The sequence below is a fragment of the Sinorhizobium meliloti genome, from assembly GCF_017876815.1.
GTDB classification, from domain to species: domain Bacteria; phylum Pseudomonadota; class Alphaproteobacteria; order Rhizobiales; family Rhizobiaceae; genus Sinorhizobium; species Sinorhizobium meliloti.
On record NZ_JAGIOS010000003.1, the window covers coordinates 746,397 to 772,843 of the forward strand.

At 59.4% G+C, this 26,447-nt stretch carries 19 protein-coding genes and 4 pseudogenes; 12 read left to right on the forward strand and 11 right to left on the reverse strand.

The features are described 5' to 3' along the window. Nucleotides 1-165: 165 nt before the first annotated feature. Both JOH52_RS30060 and JOH52_RS30065 read left to right on the forward strand, forming a co-directional pair. On the forward strand, nucleotides 166-765 hold the full coding sequence (locus tag JOH52_RS30060; protein ID WP_014989888.1) for a hypothetical protein: 600 nt from the start codon (nucleotides 166-168) through the stop codon (nucleotides 763-765). Between the two features lie 201 nt (nucleotides 766-966). Then, nucleotides 967-1,314, forward strand: coding sequence for a hypothetical protein (locus JOH52_RS30065; protein WP_014528410.1), 348 nt, complete (start codon nucleotides 967-969; stop codon nucleotides 1,312-1,314). A 40-nt stretch (nucleotides 1,315-1,354) separates the two neighbouring features. Here the strand turns inward: JOH52_RS30065 and JOH52_RS30070 are convergent. From JOH52_RS30070 to JOH52_RS30080, 3 genes and pseudogenes are all read right to left on the reverse strand, one after another. Then, a pseudogene (locus JOH52_RS30070) lies at nucleotides 1,355-1,519 on the reverse strand (helix-turn-helix domain-containing protein); the annotation flags it as partial. 100 nt (nucleotides 1,520-1,619) lie between these two features. Next, a pseudogene (locus tag JOH52_RS36340) lies at nucleotides 1,620-1,927 on the reverse strand (tautomerase family protein). A 55-nt stretch (nucleotides 1,928-1,982) separates the two neighbouring features. Further along, a complete protein-coding gene (locus JOH52_RS30080) occupies nucleotides 1,983-2,972 on the reverse strand; it encodes a zinc-dependent alcohol dehydrogenase family protein (RefSeq protein WP_014528409.1) in 990 nt (329 codons plus the stop codon). Nucleotides 2,973-3,220: 248 nt separating this feature from the next. Here JOH52_RS30080 and JOH52_RS30085 point away from each other — a divergent pair, with 248 nt between their 5' ends. Both JOH52_RS30085 and JOH52_RS30090 read left to right on the forward strand, forming a co-directional pair. Continuing rightward, the gene (locus JOH52_RS30085) at nucleotides 3,221-3,937 is read left to right on the forward strand and encodes a hypothetical protein (protein WP_017266315.1); all 717 of its coding nucleotides are present in this window, start codon (nucleotides 3,221-3,223) and stop codon (nucleotides 3,935-3,937) included. A gap of 49 nt (nucleotides 3,938-3,986) precedes the next feature. Next, nucleotides 3,987-5,177 (forward strand): trans-sulfuration enzyme family protein, encoded by a 1,191-nt coding sequence (locus JOH52_RS30090; protein ID WP_017266316.1) that lies wholly within the window; start codon nucleotides 3,987-3,989, stop codon nucleotides 5,175-5,177. 277 nt (nucleotides 5,178-5,454) lie between these two features. On the opposite strand, the gene JOH52_RS30095 is transcribed toward JOH52_RS30090, so the two are convergent. From JOH52_RS30095 to JOH52_RS30105, 3 genes are all read right to left on the reverse strand, one after another. Beyond that, nucleotides 5,455-5,796: a carboxymuconolactone decarboxylase family protein gene (locus JOH52_RS30095; protein WP_014989884.1), complete on the reverse strand. Its 342-nt coding sequence runs from the start codon at nucleotides 5,794-5,796 to the stop codon at nucleotides 5,455-5,457. Nucleotides 5,797-5,825: 29 nt separating this feature from the next. Next, nucleotides 5,826-6,791 (reverse strand): MBL fold metallo-hydrolase, encoded by a 966-nt coding sequence (locus JOH52_RS30100; RefSeq protein WP_017272442.1) that lies wholly within the window; start codon nucleotides 6,789-6,791, stop codon nucleotides 5,826-5,828. A 72-nt stretch (nucleotides 6,792-6,863) separates the two neighbouring features. Then, a complete protein-coding gene (locus JOH52_RS30105; protein ID WP_017266318.1) occupies nucleotides 6,864-7,688 on the reverse strand; it encodes an alpha/beta fold hydrolase in 825 nt (274 codons plus the stop codon). A gap of 505 nt (nucleotides 7,689-8,193) precedes the next feature. On the opposite strand from JOH52_RS30105, the gene JOH52_RS30110 reads away from it, so the two are divergent. The 3 genes from JOH52_RS30110 to JOH52_RS30120 are packed head-to-tail and all read left to right on the forward strand — an operon-like array spanning nucleotide 8,194 to nucleotide 11,266. After that, nucleotides 8,194-10,242, forward strand: a complete 2,049-nt coding sequence (locus tag JOH52_RS30110; RefSeq protein ID WP_017272441.1) for a PAS domain-containing sensor histidine kinase — start codon at nucleotides 8,194-8,196, stop codon at nucleotides 10,240-10,242. Between the two features lie 4 nt (nucleotides 10,243-10,246). Beyond that, complete coding sequence (locus JOH52_RS30115; protein ID WP_014528402.1) at nucleotides 10,247-10,882, forward strand: response regulator transcription factor; 636 nt, start codon at nucleotides 10,247-10,249, stop codon at nucleotides 10,880-10,882. 3 nt (nucleotides 10,883-10,885) lie between these two features. Beyond that, a complete protein-coding gene (locus JOH52_RS30120) occupies nucleotides 10,886-11,266 on the forward strand; it encodes a response regulator (RefSeq protein WP_014528401.1) in 381 nt (126 codons plus the stop codon). Here JOH52_RS30120 and JOH52_RS36640 read toward each other — a convergent pair. Continuing rightward, a pseudogene (locus JOH52_RS36640) lies at nucleotides 11,238-11,846 on the reverse strand (helix-turn-helix transcriptional regulator); the annotation flags it as partial. The gene JOH52_RS30120 and the pseudogene JOH52_RS36640 overlap by 29 nt on opposite strands. A 238-nt stretch (nucleotides 11,847-12,084) precedes the next feature. Here JOH52_RS36640 and JOH52_RS30130 point away from each other — a divergent pair. The 4 genes from JOH52_RS30130 (at nucleotide 12,085) to JOH52_RS30145 (ending at nucleotide 15,564) form a co-directional block, all read left to right on the forward strand. Then, entirely contained in the window at nucleotides 12,085-12,435 is a 351-nt protein-coding gene (locus tag JOH52_RS30130) for a nuclear transport factor 2 family protein (RefSeq protein WP_017266321.1), read from the forward strand. Continuing rightward, nucleotides 12,432-13,523, forward strand: coding sequence for a Gfo/Idh/MocA family protein (locus JOH52_RS30135; RefSeq protein ID WP_017272440.1), 1,092 nt, complete (start codon nucleotides 12,432-12,434; stop codon nucleotides 13,521-13,523). The genes JOH52_RS30130 and JOH52_RS30135 overlap by 4 nt, the downstream gene beginning before the upstream one ends. Continuing rightward, nucleotides 13,516-14,541 (forward strand): quinone oxidoreductase family protein, encoded by a 1,026-nt coding sequence (locus JOH52_RS30140; RefSeq protein WP_014989876.1) that lies wholly within the window; start codon nucleotides 13,516-13,518, stop codon nucleotides 14,539-14,541. The genes JOH52_RS30135 and JOH52_RS30140 overlap by 8 nt, the downstream gene beginning before the upstream one ends. 153 nt (nucleotides 14,542-14,694) lie before the next feature. Next, nucleotides 14,695-15,564, forward strand: coding sequence for an SDR family NAD(P)-dependent oxidoreductase (locus tag JOH52_RS30145; RefSeq protein WP_164851493.1), 870 nt, complete (start codon nucleotides 14,695-14,697; stop codon nucleotides 15,562-15,564). A gap of 17 nt (nucleotides 15,565-15,581) precedes the next feature. Here the strand turns inward: JOH52_RS30145 and JOH52_RS35510 are convergent. After that, nucleotides 15,582-16,189: pseudogene (locus JOH52_RS35510) on the reverse strand (glycoside hydrolase family 19 protein); the annotation flags it as partial. Nucleotides 16,190-16,594: 405 nt separating this feature from the next. On the opposite strand from JOH52_RS35510, the gene JOH52_RS30155 reads away from it, so the two are divergent. After that, nucleotides 16,595-18,355 (forward strand): hypothetical protein, encoded by a 1,761-nt coding sequence (locus JOH52_RS30155; RefSeq protein WP_014531860.1) that lies wholly within the window; start codon nucleotides 16,595-16,597, stop codon nucleotides 18,353-18,355. 271 nt (nucleotides 18,356-18,626) lie between these two features. Here the strand turns inward: JOH52_RS30155 and eutB are convergent, their stop codons facing one another. From eutB to JOH52_RS30170, 3 genes are all read right to left on the reverse strand, one after another. Beyond that, a complete protein-coding gene (gene eutB, locus JOH52_RS30160; RefSeq protein WP_014528395.1) occupies nucleotides 18,627-20,975 on the reverse strand; it encodes an ethanolamine ammonia-lyase subunit EutB in 2,349 nt (782 codons plus the stop codon). A 122-nt stretch (nucleotides 20,976-21,097) separates the two neighbouring features. Then, entirely contained in the window at nucleotides 21,098-22,417 is a 1,320-nt protein-coding gene (locus JOH52_RS30165) for a glucoamylase family protein (protein ID WP_014531861.1), read from the reverse strand. Nucleotides 22,418-22,422: 5 nt separating this feature from the next. Further along, nucleotides 22,423-26,334: a GH36-type glycosyl hydrolase domain-containing protein gene (locus JOH52_RS30170; protein ID WP_014531862.1), complete on the reverse strand. Its 3,912-nt coding sequence runs from the start codon at nucleotides 26,332-26,334 to the stop codon at nucleotides 22,423-22,425. Nucleotides 26,335-26,447: the final 113 nt, after the last annotated feature.

The window sequence follows — 26,447 nt, forward strand, 5'->3', positions numbered from 1 at the left end:
ATTGGATAGATACTATTCCTTCCTGTTGAGTAACGCTTGGGGCGCCCGGAGTTCTTCTCCGATCGATAGCTGTCCCTAGCTGCCGTGATGGCGGAAGCCAGCGACGACCGCGTGCGTTCACGCGTCGAAATAAGTCGGTCTTTTACAATCTGACGGGAGAATCCTATGGCACGGCTACCTAGCATGGCAGCGGCAGCGCTTGCGCTTGCCTCTTCCTTCCCCTTGATCTGTGTAACGACAACCCCGGCCTCTGCACAGTCGTTGAGTGCGGGGGACGGCGGCGACATCAGCGCCAGCGACGTGCGCGACTTCCTGCGGGATGCCCTTCGCGCCCGCAGCGATAGGGGCGATCTGCTCCGGGACCTTGTCGCCGAGCGACAGGACCGTCGTGACGAGCTCTCAGATATTCTCGGAGACGGCGGCGATCCGATGGGCGACCGCGGCGACCGGCTCGAGCGGCTTCGGGACCTCCTTGCCGCGCGGCGGGACCGCCGCGATGACCTGATGGAACTGATCGGCGACCGCGGCGACCGGCGCGAGCGGCTCATGGACCTGATCGCCGCGCGGCGGGACCGCCGGGATGAGCTCATGGATCTGATCGGAGACCGCGACGATCAGGGTGGAGGCCGCGGTCTCCTGCGGCAACGACTGTTGGAGCGTCTTGCCGATGGTAATGACGAAAACTGCGTCTTTATTACCCGCAGCTTGCGGGCCGAGAACGGCGACTGGCTGGCCTTCGTTCGCAGGCGGGTGTGCCGGGACTAGGCCATGGTGCCGTTTTGATATGCGTATGACCGCATGATTTTTTCCGAAACTCGCGATGGGTAACGAAGCAGATCCCGCCAGCGAATGCGCCCGCAAGTGAAAGGGGTTGTGCGCTCCAGTGCCTGCTGGCAGGCGGGGTGCACCACGCCGGGTTTGGGAATTCCTGCGCGCCAACCGCGCACGAAGCCAGGAGAAGGTGAAATGAACAAGTTTCTTCTCATGACGGCAGGCCTCCTGCTGATGCCGCTCCCAGCCTTGAGTCAGAGCGCGCCCGACTCCGGCTCTCGCGACCCGGGCTCGATGCAGGATCGCGAAATCGAAGACCTGCTGCGTAGCATCACCGACGAGGTTTCCGGCGGGAGCGGTGGCCCGCGGCGCGGCGCCGCCTTCCTGCTCCGCAGCGGCGACGCGACAGTAGCAGTCCGTTGCGACCCGCGGGAATCGATGAAAGACTGTGTGGACCTTACCACGTCGCTGCTGGAAAAGGCTCGTTCTGCGATGCCTACGGGCGGCGGCGCTCCCGGAACCGCGCCGCCGCCGCGACCATAGCCTGCTGCTTCCCGACTTGTCGGAGCCAGCAAGTGGCAATTCATCTGAAGCATTCTTGCAGGGTGTTTACGATTCGAAGGACCTGGGAAGCGGCGTCATCTACGGTCACGAGTGCGATCTCCCGCAGGCCGAGCTCCAAAACGATCCGTCGCGCCGCCTGCGGCGTGACGTCGAGCGTCTTCGCCACCATGTCGTCCGTCAACAGACGAAAGCCGTGGGCTGCTCGTCGCGCTCACCATCAAACGCAAAACCGAGGCTCATACTCCCGTTCGCACCGAGGTCGAGTGGACTACCGATCCGTTAGATTAGGTAGCCTCTGCCTTCGGTGGCAGTACAGCGGCGAATTCGTCGCGGGAGATGGGATTCCCGTCGATCATCTCGTAGACGGCCTTCGAGCGGCCGAGGGTGGCCAAAAGCGAAGGAGGGCCGGAGAACGGCTTACCGCCAATGTGCCACGCATCGGTGTGTAGTTCCTCGATCACCACCCAGGTCACGGACCTGAACGCCTCGGACCCTCGAACTTCACCATGACATCCGTCATCGCCTTCGCGAGCGCGTGTTTTTGGGTGCTCGTAAACACGCCGTCCACGAGTTTGATGTTCACAAAGGGTATGAGAAAATCTCCTCTTGGTGCCACCCTCGATTGGCGGGGCAAACGTCGGACGCCATCAATCGACATCGATAACAAGTTTGCCGTTGGCCTTTCGGTGTTCGATCAGCTCATGGGCGTTTGCAGCGGTCTCAAGGGTGAATGTTCTCGGATCAAGGCGCGGTGAGACTTTCCCGGCTTCCACCAGCTTCGTGGCCTCCCGCATGATATCGCCGTGGTGCTCTCGTCCCTCTCCCGTCAGGAGCGGGATCAAGGTGAAGACACCGGAGTAGGTCGCTGATTTGAACGAGAGAGGAGCCAGGGCATGAGTTCCCCAACCGAGGCAACTCACGACATGTCCGAAGCGCGCGACGGCTTTGAATGCCGTGTCCAATCCCGCGCCGCCCACCGTGTCATAGACGACATCGAAGCCTTTGCTGCCGGAATGCCTCGCCACATAAGATTCGACCTCCTCGGAGGAATAGTCGATCGCCGTCGCTCCTAGACTGCGGAGGTAGTCTCCCTTGGACGTCGAATCGACACCGTAGACGTCGGCTCCCAGCGCGATGGCGATCTGCACAGCGATATGCCCCACGCCACCGCCGGCACCGAGTACGAGGACCGTTTGTCCAGCCCTTGCGTTGACTCTGTCAACGAGGCCCTCCCATGCGGTGATGAAGATGAGTGGCAGCGCCGCTGCCTCGCGCATGGAGAGGTTCGACGGCCTGATGGCCAATAACCGTTCGTCAACCGCCGCGTACTGAGCCAGAGAGCCTTGATGGCCGCCGACACCTCCGGTCATGCCGTAGACCTCGTCACCGGGAGAAAACCGTGTGACGCCCCCGCCGACATCCTCCACGATCCCCGCGAGGTCGAGCCCGAGGACGGCGGGCAGTTGATGCCGGGCATGTGCTGCCGCTCCGGCGCGGATTTTAGTGTCGAGGGGGTTCACGCCGCTTGCTTTGATACGAACCAGTACCTCACCGGACTTGGGAACTGGATGTTCGAGGTCGGAAACACGGAACGGACCATTTGCCGCCTCGACCACCGCCGCTCTCATCGTTGGCATTTTTCTTCTCCTTGTAGCGAGCCGTTTCAAGGTGACTGTGCGCGAACTTCCGAGAGGTGGGAATCATATTTACCTTTAGCGGACCGCCTCTGGCGAAGGCACCGCTCCTCCAAAGGCGGCAAATGCGACGGCCGCTAACGTCCTAATGGAACATATGATTTCGCATTTTGCTCACGGGTATACTCTTGAGAGAGGTACCACCCGATCAGGCGTGACTGGCCGTTGATTCTTGGCAACGGGAGTTTGAATTGAACAAATTGCTCGACAAGGTCATGGTGGCCCACGGGAGCCCGTCGCGGTGGAACGACCATCAAGTCGTAAGAGCCGCTGCGCTGATCGCGGGCGATCTCTGCGGTAACGGCGTGTCCGGGACGACACGTCAAATTACGGTGTACCCACATCTCGCGCGGGCGCTGGTCGAACCTTCGGGTAGCCTCAGCTGCCGGAGCGATCTCGTCGCAAATCGTCTATCGATCATTCGCGAAGACGGCACCGTCATCAGCGAGATCGAGGACGTTCGCACGATGCCAATGAACTACGACCCTAAGGCGCGAACGGACAAGGTGTTTGGAGCTTTCCTGGCCTGCTGTACGGTCCGAACCTTGCTGACGACGCCGTTCTTGCTGGCCATGAAGGGTGTCGAAGTGAACGAACTGGTCCCGTGGAATGAGGACGGCGACCGCTGGCGGGTTCTCAGGGCTGAGTTTCCTCCCGGCTTCGACACCGCCGCCCGTGTTCACGACTTTTTCTTTGGCGGAGATTTCCTGTTGCGCAGGCACGATTACCACGTCGACGGCGACACAGGCATCACGATCACCGAACTGGTTTCCGACTATGTCGATAATCACGGTATCAGGATGCCCAGTAAGTTGAGAGGATACCGCCGCTGTTCGGACCTCAATCCCGATCTTGCTCGCGTGCTGATATCCATAGATATCAGCACGCTGGAATTTTCGGCCACTTAGCGTTTCGCTGAACGACGCGATTCTCCGCCAGGATGAAGAAGGAAACACGATGAAGGACCTCACGCGCTGCGTCGTTACACCAAAGGTTGATACGGAAGGCTTCGTGGCACTCGGTGCTGGAGTGTACCGTGCTTCAACAATCATGTTCGAGAATGCCGAGGCATATGCCAACCGCGGAAAGCGCGGTCCCGACGGCTATAGCTATGGACTGTACGGTACGCCAACCACTCGAACACTCGAGGCCAAACTGACAGTCCTGGAGCAAGGTGTCAGGACATTCCTTTTACCGTCTGGTCAAGCAGCAAACGCAATTGCGATGCTTCCGTTCCTCAGGGCGGGTGACGGCGTGCTCCTAGCCGATTCCGTTTATCCTCCAGTACGCGATTTCGCCAATACGGACCTGGCTCGCTTCGGCGTCGAGGTTGGCTACTACGATCCTGCCGATCCATCCGATCTCGAAGCTCGCCTTAACGACCGAACCAAGATCGTCTGGTGCGAGTCGCCAGGGTCTACAACTATGGAAGTCCAGGACCTTCCGAGGATCGCGGACATCGCTCATCGGTATGGGGCATTGCTTGGCTGCGACAACACCTGGGCGACGCCGTTGAACTACAAGCCGCTGTCACTCGGAGCCGACATCGTCACGGAAGGGCTGACCAAGTATATTTCGGGACACTCCGATGTCTTGCTGGGATCGTTGACGGTCCGGGATGAACAGCTAACGGCTCCGATACGGTCTACGCTTGGAAGGTTGGGAATATGCGTCTCTCCTGACGACGCCTCGTTGGTTTTGAGAGGACTCGAAACACTTGGCGTCCGCATGAGACATGCCAGCGAAGGCGCATTGCAGTTGATCTCCCGGATTCAGGCAGCCGATATCGTGGACCGCGTTCTTCACCCTGCTCTGCCCACGAGCCCCGGACACTCGATCTGGAAACGAGATTTCCTCGGCTCGTCCGGTGTGTTCGGCATTGTTTTCAAGGAAGGTCTTTCGCGCCATGTCGCGCCCTCACTCGACGTGCTCAAGACGTTCGCGATCGGGGCGTCCTGGGGCGGAACACGCAGTCTGATCGCGCCGATGCCCGTGAAGGCCTACCGGTCGGTGACACAATGGGACGGAGATGATCTCATTCTGCGTCTTAGCGTCGGCTTAGAAGACCATCAAGACCTCGTTGAAGATGTCGACGCTCTTCTCAAGGAGATTTCCGCACGGCGCTCCGCGTGGACCATCCCGCGCTGAAGAAGCTCGAAATGGGCTTACACGGCAGTGGCATGCGCCAAGTGAGGAACACCGCACAATACGAGTTTCTCAAAGCTCAAAGACAAAAGAGCGGATCAGATCGGAGACGAAGGGCGTCAAATGAGCCTGTTCGATCTTTTAACGCGTTGGAGAACACAACGTTGTAGCCGTGGTTGCTGAAGGGAACGTCGCGACGCTAATCGTTGTCGCTCCGGAAATTGCCGCATTATTTGCGATCTTCCACGCCGGGGACGCCCCGCCGTAAGGTAGAGTACGGTCACGACTTCGATTTGACAGCATCCATTACTCGAGTGGAATAAACCAAACCCGCGCCGGCGTTGACGCCGATCGCAGTGCCGAGGGCCTCAGCGATCTCTTCGCGCGTCGCACCGGCTTTTAAAGCGGCGTCCGTGTGGACAACGATGCATCCATCGCAGCGCAAGGAGACTGCGGCCGCTAGCGCGATTAGTTCGTTTACCTTGGAGCCGAGCAAGTTGGATTTGCGAGCTGCTCCACCGATCGCCTGATAGCCTCTGATCACATCCGGATTCAAGGAAGCGAGTTCACCGACGCCGGCGAGGACCTGGTCGTGATAGGAATTCCAATCGATCATTGACATGATATACCTCGTCGCGTGGTTTTTATCGCTCAGACGCCGTGATAGACAAGGCGGGTGAAGAACTCGGGGCCGATGACGAACTGTCCCCACTTCGCGTCGAATTGTTCAGTCGGCTTCGCGGCAATGACTTCATCGATCGGCTTTCCCTCGGCTTTCAGTCTGGCGACGTTCCCGCGGATATCGACGAGCATCTTCCTGTAGTCACTCAGTTCGGATTTCTTGCTCAGCGGCTGACCGTGGCCGGGTATGACGATCGTCTCGTCGGTGACGCGGGAGAGGATTTCCTCGACCGCCCTGATCTTGCCGTCGATCCCGCCCCCGGTCGAATAGTCTATAAACGGATAAATGCCATTCCAGTACAGGTCTCCGGTGTGGACGATATTCGCTTCGCGGAACGTGACCGAGATGTCGCCGTCCGTATGCGCGTTGGGGTGGTGCTTTAGCATCAGCGTCGACTTGTTGAGCTTGAGCGAGGTCTCATCGCCGACAGTTTCCGACGGCACGGCGGCAAGCGGTGGCCGCGGAAACTCGAAATCCCAGTCGTCCACTCTCTGGATCGTCATAAGGCGTTTCTTGGTGTTCTCGTGCGCAAGGATCACCGCACCTTCAGCGTTCAGCCATTCATTTCCGTCCGTGTGGTCGAAATGCCAGTGCGTGTTGATCAGATGCATGACAGGTTGCTTGCCAAGCCCAGCCAGGGCATCGAGTATCCGGAGGCGGGAGGCGGTTATGCCTCCATCGACCAGGAGTTTCCCGTCCTCCCCGGTTAGAACGGCAATGTTCCCCCCTGACCCTTCCAGTATGGCGACGCCGGCTCTGACCTCGTGCACCTTGATCGGTGCTTTCGCCGCCTCGTCGCGGATCATGTCGACGATGCCCTGCGCCTTGGCGAAAGCCTGGCGTGGGCTGAGCCAGCCTCCGGAGACAGCAAAGGTCGAGGCGGCCATGCAGCACAGACAAAACCCGCGGCGGGAAAGCTTTAAGTCTTGGGTCATGGAAGGTCCTTTTCCGGAATGGCGGCTCCAAGGAGCTTGGACATCACCTGAAGCCGCTCTGCCGCCGAGCGATCATGCCTGGAAGAAAGCCAATAGATCGGGGTTGATGATGTCGGGGTGCGTGCTGCACATGCCATGTGGCAGACCCTTGTAGACCTTCAACGTGCCATGCTTTAGCAGCTTGATCGACAGCAGGGCGGCGTCGGCAATCGGAACAATCTGGTCATCGTCGCCGTGCATCACCAGCACAGGAACGTCGATCTTCTTCAGGTCTTGGGTGAAGTCTGTTTCGGAGAAGACCTTTATGCATTCATAGTGCGCGATCGCTCCCCCGATCATTCCCTGTCGCCACCAATTCTGGATCAGTCCGGGCGAGACCTTTGCATCCTCCCGGTTAAAGCCGTAAAAAGGACCAGTCGGGACGTCGAGGTAGAACTGCGCGCGGTTGGCGGCAAGTTGGGCGCGGAGATCGTCGAACACCTCGATCGGCAAGCCTCCTGGATTGCTGTCGGACTTTAGCATCACGGGCGGAATCGCCGAGATGATCACCGCTTTAGCCACCCTGCCCTTGCCGTGCTGGGCGACATAGCGGGTGACTTCCCCGCCGCCGGTCGAATGCCCTACGTGGATCGCATCCCGCAGGTCGAGGGCCTCCGCAAGTTCCGCGACGTCGGCCGCGTATGTGTCCATGTCGTTGCCCGTGTCGGTCTGCGTCGAACGACCATGGCCGCGCCTGTCGTGCGCGATGACCCGGTAACCTTTGCCAAGGAAGAAGAGCATCTGGTTGTCCCAGTCATCGGCGCTCAGAGGCCAGCCGTGATGGAAGACGACGGGCTGGCCCTTTCCCCAGTCTTTGTAAAAAATTTGCGTTCCATCCCTTGTAGTGATCGTGCCCATGGTCTTTTCCTCGGCTGATGGTTGCTGCGTCTGAGCGTTCGCGGTCGGCACCGGAGCAAATGTTGCCGATCCGAAAAGGGAGGCTCCGACAGCCCCTGCGGCACCGCCCAAGACGGTGCGCCGTGAAACCGGTGCAAGTGATGATTTTCGGACCGTCATGGAGTTCATCCTGCATTGGGTCATCCCCCAACCGCGGTTTGGACAAGCGCGGCTGACGGGCGATTTCGATCGCGGTTGGCGATCGCTCCGTTGGCCTCCCAGGATAGGCAGGAGGGTGGGCTCGGCAATTATATGTTTCCGTTAGGCCAGAAAGCCCAACTGGTCGGATGTTCTGGATCGACGTATAGTCGCCGAAACTCCGGTGGTGCCAACCTGGGAGAATGTCGTGAGGGGGCTAGAATTGCGACAATACGCACCTGCGCTTGCAGCAGGATGCGCCGGAACGGCTTTGGGAGTGATTAACCAGGAACCCTCAGGGGCGTTGTTCCTCGCCCTTGCCACGACAATGTTGATCAAACGCAGGCATTTAGCGGTGGCGGCCGCGTTGCTGCTGATAGCCGTCTGCGCTCTCATTGTCTTCGTTCAAGCCAGCGGTTCCGCCGGTCTGACGCGCCCGGCGGCATTTCTGCTGTCCGCGCTGGCAATCGTCTGGCTCGCCGACCTATGGCGGCGGCGGATTGACACCGACGAACATCTGAACAACGCGAAACTGATCGTGGAAAGCATGCCAGGTCTCGGCTGGGCTACCGACGCAATGGGAAAATTTGTTTATGTGAACCCCAGCGTGGTCGAGTACGTGGGCAAGCGGACAGACGAATTCAACGAAACCGGACGAACCGGACTGGAGGCCGTTCACCCCGACGATGCCGAGCGAGTGACGGAGGCATGGCTCACCAGCATGCGGACGGGCACGTCCTTCCAGTCGATACACCGCATAAGGCGGGCCGACGGCGAGTATCGCTGGTTCCAGGCGTACGGACGCCCCCATTTCGATGCGCAGGGCGATATACTGGGGTGGTTTGGAACGACCATCGATGTCGATGAAAAGAAGCGCGCTGAGCAGCGGCTGGCGGAAAGCGAGCGGCAGCTTCGCACTCTGATCGATACGATGCCGGTTATGATATGGTGCGGCTCCCCGTCGGGTGAGCCGATCTATCAGAACCCGAAGACGCTCGAGTATCTCGGGGCCACGTTCGAGGAGATCAAAGAGAACAACTTCGGTGTTGTCCATCCCGATGACGCCGAAGGTTTCCAGTCCGCATGGGCGGACTGCGTCGAACGGAAGGCATCGCTCTCGCTGATCTGTCGGCTGCGCTACAAGGACGGAACCCACCGTTGGAACAGGATAGACGCGGCCCCGCTCCTCGGCGAAGACGGTGAGATAATCGAATGGTATGGGACCAACGTCGATATCGAAGAGCTTCATCAGACGCAGGAAGAGCTCCGGTCAAACGCAGAGCGGCTGAAACTGATGCTCGACACACTTCCCGCCTTTGTGTGGTGCGCCAGCCCGGAGGGACAGCCGACCTATTTCAACGAGCCACTGATGAAGTATTCCGGTGTGACACTCGAGGAGCTTCGCGGCGTCGATGGTTCCGGCTTCGCCCCGATGATCAGCAACCTCGTTCACCCTGCTGACGCGCCGTTCCTGCGAGACCGCTTCGAGCAGTCCTTCAAGTCCGGCGAACCGATCGCTTTGAAATACCGCCATCGCCTGGCCGACGGCAATTACCATCTTGTGGACTGCCGAGCGCGTGTCCTGCGCGATCGCCAGAGCAGGCTGTTCCAGTGGTACGGCGTCATCGTCGACGTGGAGGATGAGGCCCAGGCGCAAGCACAGCTGCAGAAAGCCCAGCACCAGCTCGAACTCGCAACGCGCGCTGCAAGTCTCTCGGAGCTATCCGCTTCGATAGCGCATGAATTAAACCAGCCTTTGGTGGCCGTCACCACCAACAGCAGCGCCACCGCGCAATGGCTAAGTGCGACGCCACCCAACATCGACAGGGCGAGGTCCAGCGCCAAGAAGGCCGCAGACGCCGCCAGCGACGCAGCCGAAGTTATCAGCCGGATCAAGGCACTCTTCAGGCAGTCGGGCGGAGCGAAATATCCAGGTGACATCAACGAGGTCATTTTGGAGGCCTGCACGCTGCTGCGTGAAAGGATCGCCGGATCGAAATGCGATCTGCGAACGCATCTGGAGCCGAACCTGCCGAACGCGACCTTCGACAAGGGCCTCATCCTCCAGGTGGTTGTGAACCTCGTTCAGAACGCGATGGACGCCATGGCGACGTTGAACGGAGCAGTGCGGCTGCTGGAGATTCGGTCCCGGTTCGAGAATGGGAAAATCCTGGTGGACGTGCGCGACAGCGGCGTCGGCCTCCAGGATGCCGAGAAGATATTCGAACCGTTCTACACCACGAAGCACAACGGCATGGGGATCGGGCTGTCGATCTGCCGTAGTATCGTGGGAGCACACGCAGGAACGCTCTGGGCCTCACCATCGGAACCATCCGGCACGGTTTTTACCTTTGCACTTCCCTTATCCGGAGGATAACGCAATGTCCCACGGGGACCATGCCGTATTCGTCATAGACGACGACAAGCGCGTTCGGGATGGGCTTTCCGAATTGCTTGAATCGCGGGGGATAGGCGTGACGACGTTCGCGTCGGCAAGGGAATACCTCAAAGCCCCAAAGCCGGAGAATCCTTCATGTCTCGTGCTCGACGTGCGACTTCCAGACATCGACGGGTTCGAGCTCCAGGCCCGGTTGGCAAATGAACCGCACCCACCGATCGTTTTCATAACCGGGCACGGAGACATCCCCATGACGGTTCGCGCCATGAAACTCGGCGCGGTGGATTTTCTTGCCAAACCGTTCAGGGATCACGAACTGCTTGCCGCGATCCAAACGGCACTCGAGCGCGATCGCGAGGCACGTCGCGACCGATCCGTACTCAATGAGCTGCAAGGCAGACTGAATCGCCTGTCCGCAAGGGAACGAGACGTCCTTCCCCTCGTTGTGAGTGGACTGATGAATAAACAGGGAGCCGCCGAACTTGGAATCAGCGAGATCACCTTCCAAATCCACCGAGGCAATCTTATGCGCAAGATGCACGCGGACTCGTTGGCCGACCTGGTGCGGATCGCCACCAAGCTCGGCATACCTATCACGCACTCCCGACATGGAAACTAAGGGATGCTAGCGCAGGACAGCCATACTTTCGCGATCGTGGACGACGACAAACGGGTTCTGGACGGACTGCGGGAGCTTCTGGAGTCCGTCGGCTACGTCGTTCGGACGTACCGCTCGCCTCGGTCGTTTCTCTCGACTGAAGACCTCTCCACATGTCACTGCGTGATCACCGACATCAGAATGCCGTCCATGGATGGTTTCGAGCTGGAGCAAGCCGTGAGAAGTCGGGAGCCCGCAATGCCGATGATATTGATGACCGGCCGCAACGACATCGACGACCTCGGCTTCCCAGGAGCCGACGATCGCAGGGTCTTCATGCGAAAACCCCTCAACAGTCAGGTGCTGTTGCAGGCTATCACGCGGCTTCTCGCATTTCGGCGATGACGCCGGCCGCCGAGCCTCCGTACGTGTCGGATACGCGTTTACGGTATTCACTTGGCACTATCCCCATTACCTTCGTGAAGGCCTTGGTAAACGCTGCCTCGGACTGATAACCGATGCTCCGCGCGATGACGGAAAGCCTATCCGCGTTTCTCTCAATCAGCCTTGCAGCCTGGTGAATTCGCCACTCAGTCAGATATGCCAGGGGAGTTTGTCCGACGACAACTTTGAAACGGGCCGCGAAAGCCGAACGGGACATGCCGGCTTTCTTTGCCAGTTCATCCACCGTCCAGGCTATTTGCGCCTTCGCATGCATTGCTTCGATCGCCAAGGCCAGATTCCTGTCGAAGACAGCCGCTAGCCATCCTCGCTTAGGCGTCGACCCTTGTTGCGCGAATGCCCGTATCGCATGAATGAAGAGCAGTTCGAACAGGCGTCGCACGACGGCGTCCGAACCCAATCCCGGAGCATCTGCTTCCGCCGCGAGCAACTCCAGCACCGACTGGAACGCTCGGCTACGGTACTGCTCAGATTTCAGGTGAAGTAGTTTTGGCAGCACATTCCAAAGTCGTGAACTTAGCCTTCCTCATTCGCATCGAAGAGAAGATGTCGGTCAACAGGTCCAACTAAATGTTCCTATGATGGACGATCGAGCCAAAACTTGGGACGATCGTGACTGAAAGCTCTTGCTGTTCGTCGCTATATGGTGGAGCGAAAAGGAGATTCCAATTGCAAAACCATTTCGCGTTAGTCGAAACCGAACGTCGAAGGCTCGCTACTGCCGATACGTGGACACCCAAAATTGGGTGGAGTTCGCTGCGTTGTTCGCACGTGAACCCACCATCCGCTTCTTCGGCGAAGACGGAATCGCGCTGGCTGAATTCGATTCCTTCGACGAATTCCTTGCCGCCACCAAGGCCTACCTCGCCGGGGCCAGGACCATTCACCAAGTCCACAAGATCGACGTCATCACGGAAGAGGAAGTCCGCGCCATCTGGTCGATGGAAGACTACCTGCTTTTTCCCGACGGCGATGACCTCCGCCCGGCCTCGATGCACGGGTACGGCCACTATCACGAAACCTGGCGGCTCGAAGACGGACAATGGCGCTTGGCGCACCTGGAGCTTCACCGCACGATCCTAGAAATCAAGCCGAAGGAGATCGCGGCATGAATTCCAATCCGATCAAAGTCGGCATCATCGGCGTCCATCCGGAAAAGGGCTGGGCCGCAACCGCCCACATCCCTGCTCTCAAAGCGTTGCCCGAGTTTCGCATCACGGCTGTGAGCCACAACAAGCCGGAGATAGCCCGCGCGGCCGCCCTGAAGTTCGGCGCGGATCACGGCTTCGGAACAACGGATGAACTGGTGAACGATCCGAATGTCGATCTCGTTGTGGTGACGGTCAAGGTCCCACGTCACCTTGAACTCGTAACGAAGGCCTTGGTCGCGGGTAAGGCCGTCTTTTCGGAGTGGCCTCTGGGAATGAACCTGCCTGACGCAGAAACGATGCTCGCGCTCGCCAAGTCGAAGAACGTGTTCACCGCAATCGGCCTTCAAACGCGTTCCGTCCCAGCCGTCAGCTATATGAGGGACCTTATCAAAAACGGGTATGTTGGCGATGTCCTCTCAGTTTCGATCATCGGGTCCGGCATCATCTGGGGCGAGGAGATCAGCGAGAGCTACCAGTATACCCTGGAGATGGCCAACGGAGCCTCCATGCTCCACGTGCCATTCGCCCACACGCTTGACGCTGCCCTCTATGCGCTCGGCTTGCGGCTGAAGTCCGTCAGCGGTGCGCTGTCGAACAGCCGTTCCGCGGTAAGGATAGCGGAGACCGGGAACCAGATCGCGTTTACAGCGCCGGACCAGATTGTAGTTGGTGGCTTGCTTGAGAACGGCGCGGCGCTCAGCGCGCATTTCCGGGGCGGTCTCTCACGCGGGACGAATTTCCATATCGAGATCAACGGGACCAAGGGTGATCTCATACTGACGAGCCCTGTCGGCTACGTCGGTCTTGGGGGCTTCACTCTGAAAGGCGCACAGCGAGACGAGCAAATGCACGAGTTGCCCGTGCCTTCGGACTACGAAACATCCGGTCTCGAAGACGGGTTCAGCCAAAGCGTTGGCGTCGCGTACTCGCGCATAGCGTCCGACATAACAAACCACACCAATCTCAGTCCGACGTTCGAAGACGCCGTAAACCTGCATCGGATTCTAAACGCCATCTGGTCCGGTAAAGCGGAACCGCACGATGTCTGAGAAAATGCAGGCACTCGTGGTAACCAAACCGGGCGGTCCCGAGGTGCTAAAGCTGCGCGAAGTCCGCCGCCCTCGCCTTAGGGACGAGTTGGACGTGCTTATCCGAGTGAAGGCGGCGGGCATCAATCCGGCTGACTGGCAGAACCGGAAGAACGGAGCCGTTTACGACAGCGAAGGAGGCTCCCCGTCTGGGCCAACGATCCTCGGCATTGATGGTGTCGGCGTGGTGGTGGAGGCCGGGCGAGAGGTGACCAACGTCCGAGTAGGCGACGAAGTTTGGTACGTGGACGGCGGTTACGCCGGAAATCCGGGAAGCTACGCCGAATACAAGGTCGTACGCTCCGACTACGTGACAGCGAAGCCCGGAACGCTGGACTTTGCCGAAGCTGCTGCGCTTCCTGTCGTCGCACTGACGGCTTGGGAGGCGGTGTTCGAGAAGCGGCGGGTCGGGCAAGGAGATTATGTCCTCGTTCACGGCGGCGCGGGCGGGCTCGGGCACATCGCGATCCAGTACCTTGCTGCTCTTGGTGCAAAGATAGCGACCACCGTTTCGAGCGAGCAAAAGGCCGGCCTGGTGAAGAAGCTTGGCGCTGAACCGGTCATCAATTACCGCTCGGCGAAAGTCGAGGAAGCGTTGCACTCCTGGCGGGGTGAACCTGGAGCGAATGTCGTGTTCGACTTCGTGGGTCACAGCAATTTCGCCGAAAGCTTCTGTCACACTGGCTCGTACGGAAGACTCGTCAATACAGTGGTGTCCGATTGGCCCGTCGGCGGAAACGGCCCGGCCGAATGGAAATACATGGATATCAGCTTCGTGAACATAGGGCTTCCCCAGATCAGTCGCGACCATGCACAGCGACTCCGGCAAACCGTTGCGCTCAAACGGATTGCGGAACTCGTCGATCGAGGCGGTTTGCGAGCGCACATCGACCGGGTGGTTTCCTTCAGTGGAGTCGGTGAAGCCCAGAGGGCCTTGGCAGCCGGCGAAACGATGGGCAGGCCGGTGCTTTTGATCTGATCGAGATTGGCGGCGAGACCGTAATCCGGACTGACGCACCTGAGATACAAGCTCAATTCCATGAAAGACCCTAGCAATGTCTCAACATATTCCATTGGATTCTCCTCGACAGCATCCGAGGTACTTTCCGGCATCGATTTGACCGGAAAAACGATGATCGTTGCAGGCGGAGCCAGCGGCATCGGTATCGAAACGGTAAAGAGCCTCGCCGGCGCGGGAGCATCGGTCACCATCGGGGCTCGGCGCGTCGGGGCCGCTGAAGAGGTCGCCGAGGCTCTCAGGAGAAAAACCGGCAATGAGAAGATAGACGTGCGTCCGCTCGATCTTTCTGATCTCAGGTCCGTTCGCACGTTCGTGGCCAATTGGACAAACCGCTACACGCGCTCATCAACAATGCGGGCATCATGGCGCTGCCCGAGTTGGAGCGGTCACCCCGAAGGCTGTGAGATCCAGTTTGCAACAAACTTTCTGGGGCACTTCGCGCTCACGCTCGGCGTTCACCCCCATCTCGCGAGGGCCCAGGGTGCGCGCGTTATGTCCGTAAGCTCGACAGGAAGCCTCTTTGGCCCGCTCTTCTGGGATGACCCGCATTTCCGCTTCATGCCCTACGATCCCCTCCTCGCGTACGCCCAGTCCAAGACCGCCTGTATTCTGCTTTCTATCGGCATCAAAGACCGCTGGGTCTCCGACGGCATCGTTTCCAACGCGCTCAACCCGGGTGCCATCGCGACCAACCTCCAACGCCATACGGGTGGCCTGAGGACGCCTGAACACCTGCGCAAGACGCCCGAGCAAGGTGCTTCCACATCTGTGCTGCTGGCTGGCTCGCCGCTGGTGGAAGGGGTGAACGGTCGGTATTTCGACCACTGCCAGGAAGCTCCGCTTGTTGCGCAGAGACCGGAAGGAAAGCTCGAAGGCGTAGCCCCGTATGCATTGGACAGCGCGAACGCGCATCGGCTTTGGGGCATGGCCGCGGACATCGTCGGAGAGCGGGCTGGATCCACTGGGCCTCGTCACACCTGATGAACCCGGGCGTAATCATCGAGGCTGGGCGGCGTTACCGGTACTGGGACCGGCTTCCCCTCGGTGACCGGCGCCGCCTTGATCTCCGGCCGTGCCGCTTCGCCCGGAGTGAGTGCCACGAGCGCCGTATGCATCGCAGCGCTGGTTTTCGGTCCGACATCGCCGTCCACGCACTGGTCGGCCTGGAACTGAAGGACATTGTCCGCTCGGTAGCCGAGCAGCACGAGCGAGATCCGCGCCAACCTATCGAAGCGGTCGGCCAAGCCATTCTTGCCGCCGTTGATCTTCTTCGTGATGGTCTCGGCGTCGCCCTCGTCGGCCCAGCGGTTAAGGTCCCGGGTGTCCCAGTAGAACAGAGGCACCAGGCCTTCCCCCGGATCGGCATTGACCGCGTCCGGATCCTTGACGAAATCGGGGCAATCGAGGCCAGCGGCGCGACACCAGTTGCGGAACTGGCGATAGTTGTCCTTGCCAGTGAGCTGCATTCCGGTGCGCCGCGGTAGAGATAACCGTCACCATCCTTCTCCAGCGTGTTGCCGAGATCGGTCCTTGTGTCGTAGCGCTGCTGCGTCGGCGTCGGCCCCCAGATCTCTCGATCGTAGCGGAAGTCTCCGCTTTCATACATCAGCTGGGCGAAATACTGGGCGAGACGGTGCGGCCGATCCATGCCGAAGCGCTCACCGTACCTGTCCAGCGCCACAAGCACGGACGCGAGGTTGCTCTTGTTCACCCTGCCCTTTGCGGCAGAGCGAACCTACTGAGCGGTGATTGAAGTCTCCTGATTGTCGTTGGGGAATGGCTGGCGGGGGCTAAGCCGCACTGGCGCATGGCGGCCGGCAGTGTTCGGGTTTAAACTGACGTTGGTCGCTTTGCCCCCCCTCGCAGGCGGCCGGGAGGCTCGTCACCGGCCCGCGGCCCTTGACGGGCCTCGCCATTGATCCACATCAATGGAAATGGGACTGGGACATGGACGATACCGAAGCGAAAAGCGCCGGCCCAATCGATGCGGCTTCTGACCTGAGGGCGGGACATGGTACACGCAGACCAACAGGGCGTCCCGGTCGACCCCGCAACTGCTCTACCCACCGAGGCGGAAGTTCTTGCGCAACTTGATCGAATCCGATTCAGCACCGAATTCGATGCGCCGGAACGAGCCCGCCAATTCCTGGCCTATGTCGTCGGGGAGACGATTGCAGGCCGTGCCGATCGTATAAAGGCCTATTCAATAGCAACCGAAGTCTTCGGTCGAGATTCTTCCTTCGACGCTCAAACGGATCCGGCCGTGCGGATTGAAGCTGCCCGTATTCGACGCGCGCTCGAACGCTACTATCTGGTCGAGGGCCACAACGACCCGCTCATAATAAACATGCCGAAAGGCGCCTACGTACCGACGTTCGAAAGGCGCATCAAAGTGCATACTGAACCTGACCCCGGCCTCTTCGTGAGCGTCAGACGCAATTCGCCCTTCGGGAGCTCTCGGCAGCCATGGGCGTGGGTCGCGATCGCGGCGCTTGCCTTTGCCCTTGGTAGTCTGGCGGCAAACGCCCTGCTTCGTTCTATTACCCCGGCGGAGAGCGAGGATATGGCCGGATTCCGGCCAAACATCCCGAAACTCGCTGTGATGCCCTTTGAGGATCTTACCGGAACACCGCACTCGGCGATGATAACACGAGGGTTCACGGACGAGGTCGTCGACAAAATTGCCAGATTCAAGGAGATCATTGTCGTCAGCCGAGAAAAACTCGATGGCTCACCTGATCAGGCCGACGCCCCGGCTTATGCGCTGGAGGGGCGGGTTCGGCTCGACGGCGAAAAGCTTCGACTTGCAATAAGACTCGTACAGCGGTCCGACGGGTCGGTGGTGTGGGCGAACAACTATGACGAAAGTCTTGCGACGCATAAGATTATCGCGTTGCAGGAAAAAGCCGCCGCCGCCGTGGCGACTGCTGTGGCACAACCCTATGGCGTCGTTTTCCAGGCGAACGCCGTGCGATTTACGCGCTCGGTTCCCGACGATTGGGAAGCATATGCGTGCACCTTGGCCTATTACGGCTATCGCAGCAACTTGAGCCCGCTAACGCATTCGTCGGTTCAAGAATGCCTGCAGCAAGCGACCCGACAGTTTCCAAACTACGCGACGGCTTGGGCACTTTTGTCGATGACCTATATCGACGAGCTCCGTTTCCAGTATCGTCTCGAGCGATCATCTCCGATTTCGCTGGAACACGCGGTCGCGGCAGCGGCGCGCGCCGTAGAACTGGATTCCCAGGACGTCCGTGCCCTGCAGGCGGAGATGCTCACCTTGTTCTTCCGTGGCGAAGTCGACGCGGCCTTGGCTGTCGGCGCGCGCGCCTTCGCGATCAATCCCAACGACACTGAACTTGCCGGTGAGTATGGTTTCCGGCGCGCCCTTTCCGGTCAATGGCGTTCAGGCTGCGAACTTGTATCGCAAACTGTGGAGCGGAACCCCGGCCCGGTGGGATACTTCGAGGCGGCCTTGGCCATCTGCTCCTACATCGAGAGCGATTACGTGGCCGCCGAGCGATGGGCGCGCTTGGCTGACCTTCGCGCCAATCCCATTTACCGGGTCATATTGCTTGCCATTCTTGGGAAACTCGGCAAAGAGGAGCAAGCAAAGGAGGAACAGAATTGGTTGGAAACAAACGTTCCGGGCTTCCTCGAAAACATCCGAAAGGAGATCGCCTTGCGGATTCGTCGTCCTGAAGACCAGCAGCATTTCATCGAAGGTTTGCGCGAGGCGGGTGTAACGATTCCGGAAGGTGGAGCGTAGTAATCTTCCCAAAGGTAGTTCGACCCGGTCGCATACTCATGTCGAGCGCCGTATTCATGAAGCTCGGTCAGCGGGTTCCGACGCCGTACCCGGCGCATCCAAATCATCAGCAAGTCTTGATCATGCTGAGGCTGACCGCCCCAACAAGAGGCGGATCAGGCTGTTGGAGAGAGTGCCGCCGAGCACCCCAACAGAATGACGACCGTCGGAGTCGAAACACCAGGGCATCGTTCACCGCCGGGTCGATCTGCTGCCCTGGGCACGATTTCTCCTAGCCGTAACGGCGGCTGCCGTTCACCTCTTTGCCTACAATTTCCCTTATGATAGTCAAAGTCTCTCTGGCGGCTTCCTTCGGCCGCAGAGCCGTATCGGCGACATTGCTCACAAGCTTCGTATTATTGTGGTCGATACCCTTCTCGGACCAGCGCTTTCCTTTGGCAACGGTAATATAGACAGAATAAGCATGGTGCATCGTCCCGGGTCGTTCGCCGATAACATGGAGAATTCCCCTGAAGCTGTTTGGATCCGCGTTTTCGAACAGCATTTCGCCGATGCGGTAGCCGGCGCGCACCCGTCCGCTGGTGACCATGATGTTCTTGTCGCCCACGGTGACACCGGCCCCGGCAAGCAACCTGCGCATCTCCGCAAGGTAGGGTGCAAGATGCCCGTCGTCCATGATGGCTTTGGCGTTCAATCCATCCGAGATAACAACCTGGCCCTTCGGCAAGTCGTCTCCCCAGGAATCCCTTATTCTTTCGATTTCCCGGATTCCTTCCGGGCTGAGCATTTCACCCGTATTGGGGTGGGCTATGTAATCGTTGCGGTCCTTGGACAAGGTGCGGACCGGCACGACATCTGGTATGGCGGAAATGAACTCGGGAGTAAGTTCGGCCCAAAGAGATTGCTTCGCGTCGTCGTAGAGACCCTTCACCTTGGCTGCGAGCGTCGGATTGAGATCCCATAAATTAGGCCCGTGGCCTGCGGCTAGGTCGACACCTCTCTCCTCAACTTCCCTCATCTTCTGGCGGCCCTCGGCGTAGATCGCGTCCTTGGACCGTCCATCCCCCTTGGCGAGCCGGTACTGGTAGTAGACCCAGAGAGGATCTGCGTAGTTCGCGGTATAGTTCCCGTCTCTACTCACGATGCCGATTCGTTTGTAAAAGTCCCACATCGAGTCATTGACCTTGAAACCAAACTTGTCGCGCAATCGGACGTGATCCTGGAAGGATGTGGTGAGATAGCTCAGCATCGGATCGTTCTTGGTAGGCAGCGCAATCAGATAAGCGGGATTAGCCGGCATGATCTGGTCCTGGCACCAATCCAGGTCGTCGAGGCTGACCGTCATGTGCAGGGTCGTGCAGATATCGAGGCCGATGGTGAGGCCATGGAGCTTGCCCATCACCATGTCCTCGAGACAGCACCGCACCAGTTGTTCCCGGCTCTTGAATACTTCCGGTCCTATGAAGCCGGCGACATCGTTGACATGCAGCCATGCGCCTTCGGGCTGCACCTTCGCGAGTTCGATTCCGACCGCCCTGCTGAAGCCATACTTCCGCGACTCAAGCACCATCATGTCGACGCCGTTCGCCGCACCGTTGGTGAACTCCGATCCCTGTCCGGTTTCGAAGTAAAGGCCATATCTCTCGCCCTTCTTCGCGCGGGCGTATTTCAGGATTTTCTCGTTCGTGATGTCGAAGATCTTGTTGCAGTCATCTGTTCCGGCAAGGCTCTGGAACATTGTGGAAACTGTTCCCGGAAAATTCGCGCCGGTTTCGGCCTGAACATCGATGTGCGCGAGCACGCACCATGGGATCACATCCGCCAGCCTGAACGTATCCACGATGTCCTTGAGCGCACGTTCAACCGCGGCCACGCTGCTTACAGTGCTGTCCACCGGGTTGGTGCCGATGACAATGTCGCCCGTCGCGTACGAGAAGGCATCGAAAACCTGCCAGGCGATGTCATCGGGATGGTCGGTGGGAGAATTCGGTTGGATACGGGCGCCCATATATCCCTTTGAACCCATCTTGGTGCCGGGCATCACATTGAAGATTTTCCGACTTAGGGAGATCAGCTCCTCATTGCTCATCAGTTTCGGAAGCAGGCCTATTGTGTCGCTCGTCAGGCCATCCATAATAGCTTTGATTTTTTCTTCTGTTTCGGTGATGAGAAATTTCGTCAACTGGCCCATCGTCCAGTCTTTGACATGTTCGTACTGGGCTTGGTCGGTGGTCTGCCAGATCAGTTTCTGGAGGTCGTCCTCAAACAGCGGGCGCTGGTAAAGATCCTTGATCTTGGTATTTGAAAGAAGAGCGCGAGCCTTTCTTCGACTTGCCTCATCCGCTGCTCCCACTCCAATCGCTTGATCTCCCTCTTTGAAATCATTCGCAGCGCCGATAACCTGCTGATAAGCAGCTTGATCGAAACCGCCTTTCTTTCTGCTGATGTATGCAAAGACGTCCTCGCCGTGTTTCACATCATCGATTACGATGGTGAGTCCGCCAGAAGCGCTTTTGGCAGCGTGGCTGTAGCTTGCGAGCGTGGCGGTGGCTCCCGCCATTAACAGGAGATCTCGTCTGGTAAGCCCGTCACGCTGACGAGAGAACAAGCGCTTGCTCATGGCCGATTCCTTTCCTGCAGGAGGTTCAGTGCAATGGGCAAATTTCGCACGAGCTTACCCCCGTGTGTCCAAAGCCCATACCGCAAATCCATGTCGTGCGTGCCACCGGAGTTTCAGCTGCGTCATAACCATCCGCCCGTGAACCCGGCGCGCCTCAGTCCGACCACCAAGGGCTCGCACCGACGCATGACGTTCCACAAGAGGCCGGTCCTGTAGTTTTCGATCATGAGAACGACGGGACCCTGGTCGATGCCGAAGTGATAAGGAGTCACCCACCATCCCGTTTCGCTGCCTTCAACCGCAAAGGTCTGGTTGAAGGATGGCTTGAAGCCGTAGAGGCGTGTCATCCCCAGTTGCATCTGTGCAAAGTTCCAGACAGTCGGAATGACGATCTCCGGAGCGAACGGCAGGGACCCCACAACCACCCAGGGGGACACGGTGCCATCGTCCGGTCCAAAGGGCGCGCCGCGCGCGGTATAGTCGTAGAATTCCCTTTCCACGCCATCGACTGTTCTCTTGATCCAGCCGGGACCGTCGCTCGCGGTGAAGCCCCAGCAATGCTCGCCGTAACCGGCAAAGTTCAACGGGTTGCGGATGGCGTATTGCTGCTGGACGTAGGTCGCATGGCGGCTGTTCTGGAAGTAGTCGCTGTTGTGATCGCGCATGAATTCATCGCGGATCCCGCGAAAATCAATCCACATATGCGAGAGCTGGTGGGTGAAGAGTGGCCCCGAATAAAGCAGTTCGCGTCCGTAGATGTTTCTCCATTCGTAGCTCTCGGTATAGGCGGAATAGGCGTCCGGAGGCAGCGGATGGGTCCTTGATCCCAATCCGAGAATGTAGAGCAGAAGCCCCTCGTCGTAACCACGCCAGCGATAGGGAATGAAGCCGCTTTCCGGTCGCCAGCCGTGGGTCAAGGTAGGCCCATGGTCACAGGCCCAGTTCCAGTCGGCCCGTTCGTAGAGCGTGTTGGCAAGCTGCCTAACCTCGACTTCGTCGGCGCTGTCGCCGTCGAAATAGGCGGCTACGGTCAAGGCTCCGGCAAACAGGAAGGCCGAATCGATCGTCGACAGCTCGCACTGCCAGACCCGCCGGCCGGTCTCGATGTCGAGGAAATGATAGAAGAAGCCCTTATAGCCAGACGCGTCGGGCTCCGGTCCCTGTGGGCAGGCCAGCAGGAATGCCAGCTTCTTTCGGGCGATCTTGGCCGCAAACTCGCGGATCAGGACGCCGCGCTCGACGACCACGGGAAGCGCCGCGAGCGCCATGCCGATCGCGGCTATGCTCGCCGGAGCGTTGGGCTCGGTCTTGTCGCGAACGAGCCCGTTGTCCGGGTTGGTGCAATGGAGGTAATAGAGCAGCGTCGTGAACTGGAGCCGGCCGAGGTCCTGGTCGGTCGGCATGCGAGTGAGTTTCGGGGCGATCGATAGCATCTGTGACATAGTTTTTAGCCAAGGATCACTCGGACGTCGTGGAAACGACCATCATCTGCTAACGGTATCTTTGTGTCCGCCAGCGGTGTGTCATCAAGGAGAATCGAACGTACCCCGCGACAGACGCCGGCCGTGTTGTCCACGTGGATGCGGTATGTCGATGATCCGTGCCTGTACTTGATTTCGAACTCCGGCCAGTCGGTCGGTACACATGGTTCGATCAAAAGAAACTGGGCCTGTCGGCGAAAACCAAGGATCGCCTCGAGCGCGACGCGGTACAACCAGCCTGCTGCTCCCGTATACCATGTCCAGCCACCGCGGCCGGTATTTGGCGGTGCGCCGTAGACATCGGCGCTGACGACATATGGCTCGACCCTGTAATGCTGAGCGTCCTGCTTCGTCGTCGCGTGATTGATCGGATTCAGCAGGTTCCAAAGCTCCAGCGCCCGATCGCCGTCGCCTTGCAGCGCAGTGGCCAACACGACCCAGGCAGCCGCATGGGTATATTGCCCGCCATTTTCTCGTATGCCGGGAACATAGCCCTTGATGTAGCCCGGCTGCAGCGAACCCTTGTCGAATGGCGGATCGAACAACTGGATCAGCTTGTCCCGCCGGCGCACGAGTCTTTGATAGGCCGCGCTCATCGCCCTTGACGCGCGTTCATCGTCGGCTTCGCCAGAGATGACGGCCCAGGCCTGCGGAAGGGCATCGATCTGGCACTCGTCGTTCGAAGAGGAGCCGAGCGGCGTGCCGTCGTCAAAATAGGCGCGGCGGTACCAGGAGCCGTCCCAGGCGTGTTCTTCCAAGGCCGCGCGCAATCCTTCAGCACGTTCGCAGCACCAAGTTTCGCGGCTTTCGTCTCCACGCGATGACGCGATCGTCGCAAATGATTTCAGCACCGTCAGGAAGAACCAGCCGTTCCAAACACTTTCACCTCGGCCCTCGGCGCCGACCTTGTTCATGCCGTCGTTCCAGTCGCCCGTTCCCATGAGCGGCAAACCGTGCTGACCGAGCCGGAAACCGTATTCCAATGCACGGATACAGTGTTCGTAGAGCGTATCGGTCCGTTCGCTGACGTCCGGTTTGCCGAAGTCCTCCTCCTGGCCCTCCTTGAGAACGGGTGACGTGATGAAAGGCACCTGCTCATTAAGAAGGTCAACGTCGCCAGTCGCCGAAACGTAGTGGTGGACGACGAAAGGCAGAAAATAGAGGTCGTCGGTGATCCGTGTGCGCACGCCGACGCCGGACGGCGGGTGCCACCAATGTTGAACGTCTCCTTCCGTGAATTGACGCGCGGCTGCTCGCAGAATGTGTGCGCGTGTCTCGTCCGGCGCGCTGTGGACCAACGCCATCACATCCTGAAGCTGGTCCCTGAAACCGAATGCGCCCCCGGACTGATAAAAGCCAGACCGCCCCCAGACGCGACAAGCCAGGACCTGATACAGCAGCCAGCGATTCATCATCAGATTCATGCCGACGTCCGGTGTCGAGACCTGAACCGTATCCAGCAAATCGTTCCATTGACAGCATATGGCCGCGAAGCTTTCGCTCGCACGTTCCGGGTCGGCATAATCGCGCACAAGTCTGCGGACCTGCTCGTGGCTGCGGGCCTGCCCCAGAACAAAGATAACCTCCTTGCTCTCGCCGGGTGCCAGGGAGATCTCTACCATCAGCGCGGCACAGGGGTCCTGCAAGGGACCGAAGCTTTCTGCCAAATCGGTTCGCCCTAGGGCCGCTGGCGAGGACACTGAACCGTGTTTCCCAAGAAATTCCGCGCGGTCGGATGTCGTCGACCTCGGAGGCTGGCTGGCGGCCGCAAACGCAAGCCTTTTCGCGAAAACGCCGGCCCATGAGTTCCGTGCCATGATCGCATTCGATTTCGCATCGCGTTCGCAGACGATTTGCATTGCCGTGTCGTCACGCTGGGTTCCCAACACCCATTCGGCGAAATACGTTGCGGTCAGATGGCGAGTTCGCGCGTCGTCATTGCTCAGCCTCAAATACATCACCTTGACCGGATCTTCCGGCGGAACATGCACCGTCAATTCGTGGTTCAGGCGCCGGCTACGGCTTACATAGCGACTATAGCCCTGGCCGTGATGAACAGTCACGAACGTTCCATGTCCAAGTGGCAGAGGCGTCGGAGTCCAGACGTCGCCGCTCTCCTCGTCCCTCAAGTAGATGACCTCGCCTGGCGTATCCGAAACGGGGTCGTTCGACCACGGCGTCAACCGGTTCATTTGGCTGTTGCCCCACCAGGTGTAGCCGAGCCCCGCCTCAGTCGTCAGGCAGCCGAAGTCCGGGTTGGCCAAAACATTGCTCCAAGGTGCGGGCGGCAAGGCCGGTGCTCGCGACTTAACGCCGTCCACCATGACGACATATTCGCGTCCCGAGGGGGTGAACCCCCCGAATCCGTTCCAATATAGCAAATCTTTAGTGGATGTGGTCGAAGCCGGCTCCGGGGGCTCTTCGCCCGTTTGAGCGGCCAGAATACGTGCAGGAAGTGATGCGGCGGGGGATTGCCGGTCGAACAGGCTTGCGAGAGGCCTGCCGCCATCCGGCAAGACGATCCGCGCTGCGGCCGTGATTGCATCCAGGTGATCGCTCGGGACCGTCGCTGCAGAAAGGACAAAGATTCCGCCTGGTTTGCCCAGCATTCCGGTTTGCGGGCCGGCTCGCAGATCTTTGGCAAGCCGCTCGGCACTACTCGCGCCACGCCTGTCATATAACGCAAGATCGAACAGCAGACCTCGGCGGCGGGCGAAGTCGTGCGCCATCCTCACTTCGCGAATGAGCGCGGCATCCCCGTCGCCATTCACGCGAACCAGCATGATTGGAAGATCACCGGAAATTCCGTGGGACCAAAGCGCTCCCCTATCCAGTGGATTTTTCTTCAGTGCCCTGGCCAATCGCATGGCCGGATTTGCAAACAGGATGCTCCCGGCAAGCTGGTTGAACAGCGACACGTCGCCGGGGGTTAAGTTCGAGCCCTGAAGCTCGCCTTGATACGCCTCCAGCGCTTCGGAGAAGGCGCGGTCCGCCCCCTCGATTGTCGAGTAGCGTTCGGCTATTTCCTGGGCCGCCTGTTGATTGTCCGTCGCTCCCGTGACAAAGGCGGCGCGCACCTTGGCTTTGGGTTTCAGATGGACAATCCTTTGCAGGCAGAAGATCGCATCGAGCACCGGCCCGGTCGACTTGGAAAGCATGGCACCTGGGTCCAGCATCGCGGGGTCAGCCGTCGTGCGGCCCCTTCCGAGGAATTTGAGCCGATCGGTCTCATGGGCGACTTCTGCCCGGATCTGTTGATCTGATGATGAAACATGGACGGCCCAGACGGGTGGCTCTGCCGCATCGCGCGGCCGGCGTCGCGCAAACAAAGCACCGGTCGCGTCATCGTGCTGCGTCTCCACGAAGAGCTTGGCAAAGGCCGGATGCGCCCTGTCCGCGCGGCGATCGTTCAGGCAGACCTCGGAATAGCTGGTAAGATCGAGGGTCCGCTCTCGTCCGCCATGGTTGACGACGGTAAGCTCACGCACTTCCGCGTCGGCATCCTGCGCGACGCAGACTTTCCAGGAGATTTCAATGTCTTCGGAACGACAGGAGAACTCGGCCCGGTCTCCGTGAAAAGAGTGCGCGTAGCTGTTTGCAGGCTGGAAAACGGGTTGCTTGCCGATAGACCACACCGTTTTGTCCGCCTGGTCGCGGACGTAGCAAACCTGCCCCCAGCAATCTCGCGTGACATCTTCGCGCCACCGCGTGACGTCAAGGCTCCGCCAGATGGCACAACCCGCGCCTGCATCAGTAACCATGACGCTGTAACGGCCGTTGGAAAGCAGGGCGACGGCTGGGCCTGTATCCGCCAGCTCAGGCGAGCTGTCGTGTCTCGTCACCTCGGGCGGTCTGCGGCCTTGATTTGTTTTTGACATTGACGTTTCCCAGCTCAACCGACGACATGGACTTCGAAAGCAGGACCATCACGGTAACCGCCGCCGGAGCCTCCGCGGGCTAGATCATTTCATGTCGCACCGAAACGGTGAAA

What these genes read in the sequence shown, in the direction of transcription:
- JOH52_RS30080 (WP_014528409.1), bottom strand. Translation starts at nt 2,972, where the DNA reads ATGCCAACGATGAGAGCGGCGGTGGTCGAGGCGGCAAATGGTCCGTTC.
- JOH52_RS30145 (WP_164851493.1), top strand. Translation starts at nt 14,695, where the DNA reads ATGATCGTTGCAGGCGGAGCCAGCGGCATCGGTATCGAAACGGTAAAG.
- JOH52_RS30095 (WP_014989884.1), bottom strand. Translation starts at nt 5,796, where the DNA reads ATGTCAATGATCGATTGGAATTCCTATCACGACCAGGTCCTCGCCGGC.
- JOH52_RS30120 (WP_014528401.1), top strand. Translation starts at nt 10,886, where the DNA reads ATGCTAGCGCAGGACAGCCATACTTTCGCGATCGTGGACGACGACAAA.
- JOH52_RS30165 (WP_014531861.1), bottom strand. Translation starts at nt 22,417, where the DNA reads ATGTCACAGATGCTATCGATCGCCCCGAAACTCACTCGCATGCCGACC.
- JOH52_RS30115 (WP_014528402.1), top strand. Translation starts at nt 10,247, where the DNA reads ATGTCCCACGGGGACCATGCCGTATTCGTCATAGACGACGACAAGCGC.
- JOH52_RS30065 (WP_014528410.1), top strand. Translation starts at nt 967, where the DNA reads ATGAACAAGTTTCTTCTCATGACGGCAGGCCTCCTGCTGATGCCGCTC.
- JOH52_RS30105 (WP_017266318.1), bottom strand. Translation starts at nt 7,688, where the DNA reads ATGGGCACGATCACTACAAGGGATGGAACGCAAATTTTTTACAAAGAC.
- JOH52_RS30110 (WP_017272441.1), top strand. Translation starts at nt 8,194, where the DNA reads ATGTTGATCAAACGCAGGCATTTAGCGGTGGCGGCCGCGTTGCTGCTG.
- JOH52_RS30060 (WP_014989888.1), top strand. Translation starts at nt 166, where the DNA reads ATGGCACGGCTACCTAGCATGGCAGCGGCAGCGCTTGCGCTTGCCTCT.
- JOH52_RS30170 (WP_014531862.1), bottom strand. Translation starts at nt 26,334, where the DNA reads ATGTCAAAAACAAATCAAGGCCGCAGACCGCCCGAGGTGACGAGACAC.
- JOH52_RS30135 (WP_017272440.1), top strand. Translation starts at nt 12,432, where the DNA reads ATGAATTCCAATCCGATCAAAGTCGGCATCATCGGCGTCCATCCGGAA.
- JOH52_RS30100 (WP_017272442.1), bottom strand. Translation starts at nt 6,791, where the DNA reads ATGACCCAAGACTTAAAGCTTTCCCGCCGCGGGTTTTGTCTGTGCTGC.
- JOH52_RS30155 (WP_014531860.1), top strand. Translation starts at nt 16,595, where the DNA reads ATGGTACACGCAGACCAACAGGGCGTCCCGGTCGACCCCGCAACTGCT.
- JOH52_RS30090 (WP_017266316.1), top strand. Translation starts at nt 3,987, where the DNA reads ATGAAGGACCTCACGCGCTGCGTCGTTACACCAAAGGTTGATACGGAA.
- JOH52_RS30140 (WP_014989876.1), top strand. Translation starts at nt 13,516, where the DNA reads ATGTCTGAGAAAATGCAGGCACTCGTGGTAACCAAACCGGGCGGTCCC.
- eutB (WP_014528395.1), bottom strand. Translation starts at nt 20,975, where the DNA reads ATGAGCAAGCGCTTGTTCTCTCGTCAGCGTGACGGGCTTACCAGACGA.